Source organism: Geobacillus sp. ZGt-1 (genome assembly GCF_001026865.1).
Taxonomy (GTDB): Bacteria; Bacillota; Bacilli; order Bacillales; family Anoxybacillaceae; genus Geobacillus; species Geobacillus thermoleovorans.
Map to the genome: position 1 here is coordinate 319,323 of NZ_LDPD01000013.1, position 10,039 is coordinate 329,361.

At 54.5% G+C, this 10,039-nt stretch carries 12 protein-coding genes and 2 pseudogenes; 13 read left to right on the top strand and 1 reads right to left on the bottom strand.

The features are described 5' to 3' along the window. The 3 genes from VU18_RS19425 to glnA form a co-directional block, all read left to right on the top strand. The coding region (locus VU18_RS19425; protein ID WP_047757808.1) for a methionine gamma-lyase family protein at nt 1–345 on the top strand (345 nt) is incomplete at its 5' end. A 76-nt stretch (nt 346–421) separates the two neighbouring features. Then, the gene (locus VU18_RS05790; RefSeq protein WP_011230825.1) at nt 422–823 is read left to right on the top strand and encodes a MerR family transcriptional regulator; all 402 of its coding nucleotides are present in this window, start codon (nt 422–424) and stop codon (nt 821–823) included. A 39-nt stretch (nt 824–862) separates the two neighbouring features. Further along, nucleotides 863–2,197, top strand: coding sequence for a type I glutamate--ammonia ligase (gene glnA, locus VU18_RS05795; protein WP_011230826.1), 1,335 nt, complete (start codon nt 863–865; stop codon nt 2,195–2,197). A 63-nt stretch (nt 2,198–2,260) separates the two neighbouring features. Here the strand turns inward: glnA and lexA are convergent, their stop codons facing one another. Next, nucleotides 2,261–2,884, bottom strand: coding sequence for a transcriptional repressor LexA (lexA, locus tag VU18_RS05800; RefSeq protein WP_011230827.1), 624 nt, complete (start codon nt 2,882–2,884; stop codon nt 2,261–2,263). Nucleotides 2,885–3,036: 152 nt separating this feature from the next. Here lexA and yneA point away from each other — a divergent pair, with 152 nt between their 5' ends. The 10 genes and pseudogenes from yneA to VU18_RS19450 form a co-directional block, all read left to right on the top strand. Continuing rightward, complete coding sequence (gene yneA, locus VU18_RS05805) at nt 3,037–3,342, top strand: cell division suppressor protein YneA (protein ID WP_011230828.1); 306 nt, start codon at nt 3,037–3,039, stop codon at nt 3,340–3,342. A 19-nt stretch (nt 3,343–3,361) separates the two neighbouring features. Beyond that, nucleotides 3,362–4,015, top strand: coding sequence for a recombinase family protein (locus VU18_RS05810; RefSeq protein ID WP_011230829.1), 654 nt, complete (start codon nt 3,362–3,364; stop codon nt 4,013–4,015). A 129-nt stretch (nt 4,016–4,144) separates the two neighbouring features. Further along, nucleotides 4,145–4,230 (top strand): DUF896 domain-containing protein (locus VU18_RS19430; protein ID WP_236687307.1); only part of this gene is annotated, 86 nt, incomplete at its 3' end. Between the two features lies 1 nt (nt 4,231). After that, nucleotides 4,232–4,375, top strand: a pseudogene (locus VU18_RS19435) (DUF896 domain-containing protein); the annotation flags it as partial. Nucleotides 4,376–4,493: 118 nt separating this feature from the next. After that, on the top strand, nt 4,494–5,392 hold an 899-nt coding region (locus VU18_RS19440; protein WP_369793553.1), incomplete at its 3' end, for a thiamine pyrophosphate-dependent enzyme. A 1-nt stretch (nt 5,393) separates the two neighbouring features. Continuing rightward, nucleotides 5,394–6,500, top strand: a pseudogene (locus VU18_RS19445) (transketolase C-terminal domain-containing protein); the annotation flags it as partial. Between the two features lie 252 nt (nt 6,501–6,752). Beyond that, complete coding sequence (gene sirA / locus VU18_RS05825; RefSeq protein WP_011230832.1) at nt 6,753–7,190, top strand: sporulation inhibitor of replication protein SirA; 438 nt, start codon at nt 6,753–6,755, stop codon at nt 7,188–7,190. A gap of 89 nt (nt 7,191–7,279) precedes the next feature. Then, nucleotides 7,280–7,492, top strand: coding sequence for a YneF family protein (locus tag VU18_RS05830; protein WP_011230833.1), 213 nt, complete (start codon nt 7,280–7,282; stop codon nt 7,490–7,492). 124 nt (nt 7,493–7,616) lie between these two features. After that, entirely contained in the window at nt 7,617–9,356 is a 1,740-nt protein-coding gene (locus VU18_RS05835) for an ABC transporter transmembrane domain-containing protein (RefSeq protein ID WP_047757757.1), read from the top strand. Nucleotides 9,357–9,445: 89 nt separating this feature from the next. Then, nucleotides 9,446–10,039 (top strand): ABC transporter ATP-binding protein (locus tag VU18_RS19450; RefSeq protein WP_236687300.1); only part of this gene is annotated, 594 nt, incomplete at its 3' end.

Sequence of the window (10,039 nt, forward strand, 5' to 3'; positions counted from 1 at the left end):
CTAAAAACCTCGCCATCGTGGAAGGCGAAGCGCACGGATTTGGTTCAGTCCGTCCGTTTTGACGATCCGGAACAAATGGTGGCGTTTTGCCAAGCGATTCAGGCTTCCTCCCCGGTCAACGCTCATTTCACTCCGTATCCGAGCGACATGCCCGGCTATGAAGACAAAGTGATCATGGCCGCCGGCACGTTCGTCCAAGGGGCAAGCATTGAGTTGACGGCCGACGGGCCGTTGCGCCCCCCATATGTCGCGTATGTGCAAGGCGGATTGACGTATTCGCATGTGAAAATCGCCGTCTGTTCCGCCATTCAGCGTTTGCTTGAACAGCGGTTGATTTGTTTGTGAGGAAACATCACGTTTCATTGACTCATTTCCTAACATTATGGTAAAATAAAGGTATCAAAAGCGAGGAGGAATTGGCATGAGCAGCCAAATTCGTCGTTCCATGCCATTGTTTCCGATTGGGATTGTGATGCAGCTGACCGACTTGTCGGCTCGGCAAATCCGCTATTATGAAGAGCACGGCCTCGTTTCGCCAGCGCGCACTGAAGGCAACCGGAGGCTGTTTTCGCTCAATGACATTGACCGCTTGCTGGAAATTAAAGATTTGATCGACCAAGGCGTCAACTTGGCGGGCATTAAGCAAATTTTTGCCGCGCGGGAGGAAGGACGCCACCAGCAGGCGGAGAAAGTCGAAAAAGTAGGAAAACCGAAGCTGTCGGACGAAGAACTGCGCGAAATTTTGCGGAATGAATTGCTGCAGGCCGGGCGGTTCCAGCGCGCATCGCTTCGCCAAGGAGATCTCGCTCGCTTCTTTCATTAATGACGGAAAATGATTTCCGAGCCGGGGAGGAGTTTGGACATGGCAAAATATACGCGTGACGACATTCTACACATCGTCAAAGAGGAAAATGTCAAGTACATCCGCCTGCAATTCACCGATATTTTGGGCACGATCAAAAACGTCGAAATTCCGATCAGCCAGCTGGAGAAAGCGCTTAACAACAAAATTATGTTTGACGGGTCGTCGATCGAAGGATTTGTCCGCATCGAAGAGTCAGATATGTATTTGTATCCGGACTTGGATACGTTCGTCATTTTCCCGTGGACTTCAGAAAAAGGAAAAGTCGCCCGCTTTATCTGCGACATTTACAACCCGGACGGCACGCCGTTTGAAGGCTGTCCGCGCTATAACTTGAAGCGGATGCTGAAAGAGATGGAGGCGCTTGGCTTCAACGCCTTTAACTTAGGAGCTGAGCCTGAATTCTTCCTTTTCAAGCTGGACGAAAAAGGACACCCGACGATGGAGCTGAACGATCGCGGCGGCTATTTCGATTTGGCGCCGACCGATCTTGGGGAAAACTGCCGGCGCGACATTGTGCTCGAGCTTGAGGAAATGGGGTTTGAAATCGAAGCGTCCCATCATGAAGTCGCCCCGGGCCAGCATGAGATCGATTTTAAATACGCTGATGCCGTAAAAGCGTGCGACGACATTCAAACGTTTAAGCTCGTCGTCAAAACGATCGCCCGCAAACACGGATTGCATGCGACCTTTATGCCGAAGCCGATTTTTGGGATTAACGGTTCAGGAATGCATTGCAACCTGTCGCTGTTCCGCAACGGTGAAAACGCCTTTTTCGATCCGAACGGCGACTTGCAGTTGAGCGATACGGCGCGGCAGTTTATCGCCGGTGTGCTGAAGCATGCGCCGAACTTTACGGCGGTGACGAACCCGACCGTCAACTCGTACAAGCGGCTTGTTCCAGGCTATGAAGCGCCGTGCTACGTCGCTTGGTCGGCGCGCAACCGCAGCCCGCTCATCCGCATTCCAGCTTCGCGCGGCATGAGCACGCGCATTGAGGTGCGCAGCGTCGACCCGTCGGCCAACCCATACTTGGCCATGGCGGTGCTTTTAGCCGCTGGGCTTGACGGCATTCGCAACAAGCTCACTCCTCCGGCGCCAGTGGATCGAAACATTTACGTCATGACGAAAGAAGAACGGCTCGAAGAAGGCATTGTCGATTTGCCGGCAACGCTGCATGAAGCGTTGGAAAACTTGAAGTCCGATGAAGTGATGATTCACGCGCTCGGCAAACATTTATTCGAGCATTTCGTCGAAGCGAAAGAAATTGAGTGGGATATGTATCGGACAACGGTTCATCAATGGGAATTGGACCAATATATGGAACTCTACTGATTCATAAAAAAGCTGCCCTGAAAAAAACGGGGCAGCTTTTTTATGGGCGCAGGCCGGCACGAGTCAGTCGAACAGGCGATAGACGCCGATCACTTTGCCGAGAATCGTGCAGTCGCGGACGATGATCGGCTCAAGATGGGCGTTTTCCGGCTGCAGGCGGATGTGGTCTTTTTCCTTGAAAAACCGCTTCACCGTCGCCTCGTTGTCTTCCGTCATGGCGACGACGATGTCGCCGTTGTTGGCCGATGACTGCTGGCGGACGATGACGTAGTCGCCGTCGAGAATGCCGGCTTCGATCATGCTGTCGCCCATCACTTCAAGCATAAACAGCTGCTCCTCGCCGGCGGCGAGCCGCTTCGGCAGCGGAAAGTAGCCTTCGATGTTTTCCACCGCTGTAATCGGTTGGCCGGCCGTCACCTTGCCGATGATCGGCACCGAGATGATCTCCTCTTTTTCTCTCTCCTTGGCCATATCGTTGTCCAAAATTTCAATGGCGCGCGGCTTTGTCGGGTCGCGGCGGATGTACCCTTTGCTTTCTAGGCGCGCGAGATGCCCGTGGACCGTCGAACTTGACGCCAGTCCAACCGCTTCCCCAATTTCCCGCACCGACGGAGGATAGCCTTTTGTTTTTACTTCCTGTTTAATAAACTCTAAAATTTGCTGTTGTCGTTTTGACAGTTTCGTCATTGTTTCACACCTCTCGCCACATCATTTGCCTTCATTATACCATGCGGAAGACGAAAAAACAAACATAGGTTCGAGTTTTTTATTGACACAAACAAATGTTCCTGGCTATAATGAAGGAAAGCGAACAAACATTCTAGAAAGGGTGGGAGGGAATGAGGAAAACGTTGCTGCACTATGTTTTGTTTTCATTTTTGTTTGCGCTCGTGTTGGCAGGGTTCGTTTACGCCAGCAGCCCGGTCGATAAAAAAGAATACGTGACGATCACGGTCGCTCCCGGCGATACGCTTTGGGGGCTGGCAAAACAGTACGAACAGGAACACCATATGCCGCCTGATGAGTTCATCCGCTGGGTCGTCGATGTCAACCATTTGCCGAGCCCGCGTCTTGCCGCCGGTGAACAAATTGTCATTCCTGTGTTAAAATCAAAGCAGGGCGGCTCGGTGGCCGTCAATCAGTGATGGAAAGAAGGGATTGGCCATGAGGGCGGTCATTTACTGCCGCGTCAGCACGGACAAAGCTGAACAGGAAACGTCGCTCGCGAGGCAACGAGATGAGCTCGAGCAGCTGGCGGCCGAGTGTGGATTTGAAGTCGTGAAAGTGATCGCCGAGCAGGCGAGCGGTTATGAAGCCGACCGCGACGGCGTGTTGGAGCTGCTTTCGCTTTGCGAGGAAGGCGAGGTCGATGTGCTGCTCATTCAAGATGAAACGCGGCTTGGGCGCGGCCATGCGCGCATGGCGGTGCTGCATTGCTTGAAAAAGCAAGGGGTGAAAATATACAGCGCCAGCCACCGCGGGGAGATGCCGCTGTCGGAGGCCGATGAGATGGTGTTATCCATCATCGCTATTGTCGAGGAGTACCAAAGAAAAATACATAACGCCAAAATTAAGCGTGGCATGCAGCGAGCCATCGCCAGCGGCTACCGACCGGAGCGGAACCTAAGGCGCCGGGGCGAAAACGCCGGGCGCGATCGAATCGATCTGCCGGTTGAGGAGATCGTCCGCTTGCGCGAGCGCGGACTGACGTTTGCCGATATCGCCGCGACGATGCGAAGCTTCGGCTACGAGGTGTCCAAGGCGACCGTCCATCGGCGTTACCAGGAATATATGGACGAGCAACAAAGGCGGCGTTGATCGTGTACTGCGCCTGGCCCTAAAGCGGCGAGCGGGCAAAGGAAACCAAGATGCCATCGTTGCCATCTTCCCGGTTGATCAGATAAGATAAAACAGAGTGAGAATATGGCAGATAGGAGAAGATGATCAATGCTTGCCAAACATAAATTAGCCCGCATCAATGAACTGGCGAAAAAAGCGAAAACGGCCGGCTTGTCGGCCGAAGAGGCTTTCGANCAAGCGAAGCTGCGCCGTGAGTACATTCAAGCGTTCCGCAAGGCGATGACCGATATGCTCCATACAGTGACCGTCATTGACCCGAACGGCAACGACGTGACGCCGAAAAAATTAAAGGAAAGCCAGCGGCGGCGCTTCCATTAAGCCGCGAAAAAACAGACGGCGTCTCGTTTGTCCCGAAGGAGGAAATAAACGTTGTACAAGGAATCTGATTTTCTATATGATAGTAAATGACACCATGTTGATGAAAGGGAGGAAGACGATGGCGCATTCAATCGAGGAGTTGGCGATTACGACGATTCGAACGCTGTCGATTGACGCGATCGAAAAAGCGAAATCCGGGCACCCGGGCATGCCGATGGGCGCGGCGCCGATGGCGTACACGCTTTGGACGAAATTTATGAATCATAACCCGGCGAATCCAAACTGGTTCAACCGCGACCGGTTTGTCTTGTCAGCCGGGCACGGGTCGATGTTATTGTACAGCTTGCTTCATTTAAGCGGCTACGACGTATCGATGGATGATTTGAAACAATTCCGTCAATGGGGAAGCAAAACGCCGGGCCATCCGGAATACGGCCATACGCCGGGCGTGGAAGCGACGACCGGCCCGCTCGGCCAAGGGATTGCGATGGCGGTCGGCATGGCCATGGCGGAACGGCATTTGGCTGCTACATACAACCGCGACGGGTTTGAGATCATCAATCATTATACGTACGCCATTTGCGGCGACGGCGATTTGATGGAAGGAGTGGCGAGCGAAGCTGCGTCACTCGCCGGCCACTTGAAGCTCGGCCGTCTGATCGTCCTGTATGACTCGAACGACATTTCGCTGGACGGGGAGCTCAACCTGTCGTTCTCGGAAAACGTCGCCCAACGTTTCCAAGCGTACGGCTGGCAATATTTGCGCGTTGAGGACGGCAACAATATTGAAGAAATCGCCAAAGCGCTCGAGGAGGCGCGGGCGGACCTCAGCCGGCCGACGCTCATTGAAGTAAAAACGACGATTGGCTACGGCGCGCCAAATAAAGCGGGCACGTCCGGCGTCCACGGCGCTCCGCTCGGCGCCCAAGAGGCGAAGCTGACGAAGGAAGCGTACCGCTGGACGTTTGCTGAAGATTTTTATGTACCGGAAGAAGTATATGCCCATTTCCGAGAAACNGTGCAAGAGGCCGGTGCGAAAAAAGAAGCGGAATGGAACGAACAGTTCGCCGCGTACGAACGGGCGCATCCGGAGCTGGCCGCCGAGCTGAAGCGGGCGATTGAAGGGAAGCTTCCGGATGGCTGGGAGGCGGCGCTGCCGGTGTATGAAGCGGGCAAAAGCCTGGCGACCCGCTCATCGTCCGGGGAAGTGATCAACGCCATCGCCAAAGCGGTGCCGCAATTGTTTGGCGGTTCGGCGGACTTGGCAAGCTCGAATAAAACGCTCATCAAAGGCGGCGGCAACTTCTTGCCGGACAGCTACGAAGGGCGCAACATTTGGTTTGGCGTGCGCGAGTTTGCCATGGGGGCGGCGCTGAACGGCATGGCGCTTCACGGCGGGTTGAAAGTGTTCGGCGGCACGTTCTTCGTGTTCTCTGACTATTTGCGTCCGGCGATCCGCTTGGCGGCGCTGATGGGCTTGCCGGTCATCTACGTCTTGACGCACGACAGCATCGCCGTCGGCGAAGACGGGCCGACGCACGAGCCGATCGAACATCTCGCTTCGCTTCGGGCGATGCCGAACTTGTCGGTCATCCGTCCGGCTGACGCAAACGAAACGGCGGCAGCATGGCGGCTGGCGCTCGAATCGACGGACAAGCCGACTGCGCTCGTCTTGACGCGTCAAGATGTGCCGACGTTGGCGGCAACAGCTGAGTTGGCGTATGAAGGCGTGAAAAAAGGTGCGTACGTCGTTTCACCGGCGAACAACGGCGCTCCGGAGGCGCTGTTGTTGGCGACTGGCTCGGAAGTCGGTCTGGCCGTCAAAGCGCAAGAAGCGCTCGCCGCTGAGGGCATCCATGTCTCCGTCATCAGCATGCCATCGTGGGACCGCTTCGAAGCGCAGCCAAAATCGTACCGCGATGAAGTGCTTCCGCCGGCCGTGACGAAGCGGCTCGCCATTGAAATGGGCGCGTCGCTCGGTTGGGAGCGCTACGTCGGCGCCGAGGGCGACATTTTGGCCATCGACCGATTCGGTGCTTCCGCTCCGGGAGAGAAAATCATGGCCGAGTATGGCTTTACGGTTGACAACGTCGTCCGCCGCACAAAAGCGCTGCTCGGCAAGTAACCGGGAAAGCTGCCCTTGCGTTGTTGCAGGGGCAGCTTGTTTTTGTGAAAGATGGCTGCGCCTTGGTCAAGTATTTTCGGGGTTGAATCGAGGGCAAAGGCTTGTTCATGACGTGTTGGCCTGTTTGCGGCCGCATGGCCACCGCAAACAAAAATCGACAATGTTAGTGAAAAAACTTGCCGTTAATAGACATATTTTTCCCCTTTCCTTTTCTATAATAGAAAATAGATGAACAGAAATGGGGGATGGGGCATGGTCCGCTATTGGATTTATTTGTTGAATGACGATGTGGCGTCGCATTACCGCCATCGGGCAGAAAAAATTGTTGAACTGCTTCGTGAGCATCAATACGCGAAAGCGCCGCTGAAGGCGATTTGCCGCAAGCAAGTCGAATTTATCACCGAACGGCTGTCATTTTCGCGCCTGGAACTTGGCTTAAAGCAATATTTTGCCGGCCGCGTCGGCAAAAATTTGGAGCGCAATATGTTTGTTTTGCAAAACGACGCCGGCGAGGAAGCGTTGCTTGTCGTGCAAAAGCGCCGCTTGCTTCTTGTCGCTGACAGCGCGCCGCTTGCCGCGGACATCGGGCGGGCGCTCGCTCGGCTTTCGCCGACGTTTTTGGCGGTCGACGCCGATTTTGTCGATTACTACTGGCTGTCTGCGCCTCGGCAAGGAAGAAAATTTGCGTAATGAAAAGATTTTTGTCGCGAAATATTGTCTAATGACGCATCGTTTAGTACACTGTTAGGGAGACAACAAGAAGGAGGAAAATCGCTGTTATGTGGGGTACGATTCTCGTTGGCGTGCTGGCGCTCATCGCCGGGGTGGCGATCGGATTTTTCGTCGCCCGCAAAACGATGATCAATTATTTGAAGAAAAACCCGCCGATCAATGAACAAATGATTCGCATGATGATGATGCAAATGGGCATGACTCCGTCGCAGAAGAAAATCAACCAGATGATGAAAATGATGAACAATCAACTGAAATAAGCGAAACGGACACTCGATCGAGAGTGTCTTTTTATTTTGCCAAAATGTTCTTTCAAAATTTTTCTAGTTTTGTTACAATAATATGGCGATTGTTCGTCAGCCAAATGAAAGGAGGGCGGGCCTTATGCGCGTGTTTCGCGATTTGTTTTGGTTTTTCCGTCAAGAAAAGAAGGCGTATATCACCGGCATTTTCGTGCTTGTCATCGTGGCGTTTTTGGAGACAGTCCCGCCGAAAGTGATCGGCTTGTTGGTCGATCATATGAAAAACGGCACGATGACAAAAGAAGTGCTCATCCGCTGGATCGCCGTCCTCGCCGCCGTTGCGGCGGCGCTTTACGGGCTCCGCTACGCTTGGCGCATTTTCATTTTCGGTTCGGCGGTCAAGCTTGCCCGCCAGCTGCGCAACGAGCTGTATCAGCATTTTACGAACATGTCGCCGTCGTTTTACCAGCGGAAGCGGATCGGCGATTTAATGGCCCATGCGACCAACGATTTGCAAGCGATTCAGCAGACGGCCGGAAGCGGCATTTTGACGCTTGTTGACTCGGTGACGCTTGGCGGGTTTGTGTTGGCAACGATGGCGTTTTCGATCAGCTGGAAGCTGACGCTCATCAGCCTATTGCCGATGCCCGTGATGGCGGCGGCGACGAGCCGCTATGGGACGATGCTCCATCGTCGGTTTTTAACGGCGCAAGCGGCGTTTTCGTCGCTGAACGACAAGGTGCAGGAAAGCGTCAACGGCATCCGCGTCATCAAGGCGTTCGGCTATGAGGAACACGATGTCGAGGCGTTTCGCCGTCAATCGGAAGACGTCGTGGCGAAAAACGTTGCCGTCGCCAAAATTGACGCCTTGTTTGATCCGACGATCGGGCTGCTTGTTGGGCTGTCATTTTTTCTCGCTGTGGCGTTTGGCAGCCAAATGGTTTTGGCGGGCGAATTGACGATCGGCGAGCTTGTGTCGTTTACGACCTACCTTGGCCTGCTTATTTGGCCGATGTTGGCGTTCGGCTGGCTGTTTAACATTGTTGAGCGAGGGCGTGCTTCGTACGACCGGGTGCGGGCGCTGTTGGCTGAACAAGATGAAATCAACGAACGTCCGGATGCCCTTCACATCGCTCCGCAAGGCGACATTGAGTATGATGTTCGTCAATTTGCCTATCCGGGGGAGGCGAAGCCGGCGCTTCGGGGCATTCGTTTTCAGCTCAAGCGTGGGGCAACGCTTGGCGTCGTCGGCAAAACGGGGGCGGGAAAAACGACGTTGCTTCGCCTGCTGCTGCGCGAGTTTGACGGCTATGACGGCGAGATTCGCTTCGGCGGCCGCGACATCCGCGATTATACGCTTTTCGCGCTCCGTTCGGCGATCGGCTACGTGCCGCAAGACCATTTCTTGTTTTCTGCCTCCATCCGCGACAACATCGCCTTTGCCAAGCCGGAAGCCGGAGAGGACGAGGTCGTACGGGCGGCGCGGCTGGCCGACATCCATGAGGACATTTTGCAGTTTCCTGACGGGTATGAGACAGTCATCGGCGAGCGCGGAGTTTCCCTATCCGGCGGGCAAAAACAGCGGCTGTCAATCGCCCGGGCGCTTCTCATTGACCCAGAAGTGCTCATTTTTGATGACGCGTTGTCGGCTGTGGATGCGAAGACCGAGGCGCGGATTTTAGCGGCGCTCAAACAGGAGCGGCGCGGAAAAACGACGATCATCGCCGCTCATCGTTTAAGCGCGGTTGAGCATGCCGATTGGATTCTCGTCCTTGACGGGGGGCGAATTGTGCAGGCCGGAACGCACGAGCAGCTGATGACAGAAGACGGCTGGTATCGTGACATGCACCGGCGCCAACAGCTTGAGGCGCTTGCGGAGTAACAACAGACCTGAACGTTCGAGCTCCCGCCAAAAACGAGCGGAGCGAAAAGCTTGAAAATACAAGTTGTTTGTAAGATAGGGGGAAGTGGATGAACGACCGATGGTTGACAACAAAAGAGCAGCGGCGCGTCTTATGGCGGCTGCTCGCTTATATGGGAAGATACAAAAAAGAAACGGCGCTTGCCTTTACGCTTCTTCTGTTGGCAACGGCCGGGGAGCTTTCCGGCCCGTATTTGGTGAAAGTGTTCATTGATGACTATTTGGTGCCGGGCCGCCTCTCTTTTGGACCGGTGGCGGCGCTGGCGGCCGCCTATCTCGGCGTGCTCGTCTTGAAAACGATCATTTCCTACTTCCAGCTTGTCGAGTTTCAGCGGCTCGCTTTGTACGTCATTCAAGCGCTGCGGATGGATGTGTTTGCGAAAGTGCACCGGCTCGGGATGAGCTATTTTGACCGGACGCCGGGCGGAAGCATCGTTTCGCGGGTGACGAACGATACAGAAGCGATCAAGGACATGTTCATCAGCGTCCTAGCAGCCTTTGTGCAAAACGGCTTGTTTGTCATCGGCGTGTTTGTCGCTATGTTTTCGCTTGATGCTAAGCTTGCGTTGTTTTGCCTGTTCATCCTCCCGGCGATCGCGTTCATCATGCACACATACCGCCGCTACAGCTCAGTGTTTTATCAA

Excerpts from the sequence above, each read along its gene's own strand:
- VU18_RS05830 (WP_011230833.1), top strand. The coding sequence starts at position 7,280 with ATGTGGGGTACGATTCTCGTTGGCGTGCTGGCGCTCATCGCCGGGGTG.
- sirA (WP_011230832.1), top strand. The coding sequence starts at position 6,753 with ATGGTCCGCTATTGGATTTATTTGTTGAATGACGATGTGGCGTCGCAT.
- lexA (WP_011230827.1), bottom strand. The coding sequence starts at position 2,884 with ATGACGAAACTGTCAAAACGACAACAGCAAATTTTAGAGTTTATTAAA.
- VU18_RS05790 (WP_011230825.1), top strand. The coding sequence starts at position 422 with ATGAGCAGCCAAATTCGTCGTTCCATGCCATTGTTTCCGATTGGGATT.
- glnA (WP_011230826.1), top strand. The coding sequence starts at position 863 with ATGGCAAAATATACGCGTGACGACATTCTACACATCGTCAAAGAGGAA.
- VU18_RS05810 (WP_011230829.1), top strand. The coding sequence starts at position 3,362 with ATGAGGGCGGTCATTTACTGCCGCGTCAGCACGGACAAAGCTGAACAG.
- VU18_RS05835 (WP_047757757.1), top strand. The coding sequence starts at position 7,617 with ATGCGCGTGTTTCGCGATTTGTTTTGGTTTTTCCGTCAAGAAAAGAAG.
- yneA (WP_011230828.1), top strand. The coding sequence starts at position 3,037 with ATGAGGAAAACGTTGCTGCACTATGTTTTGTTTTCATTTTTGTTTGCG.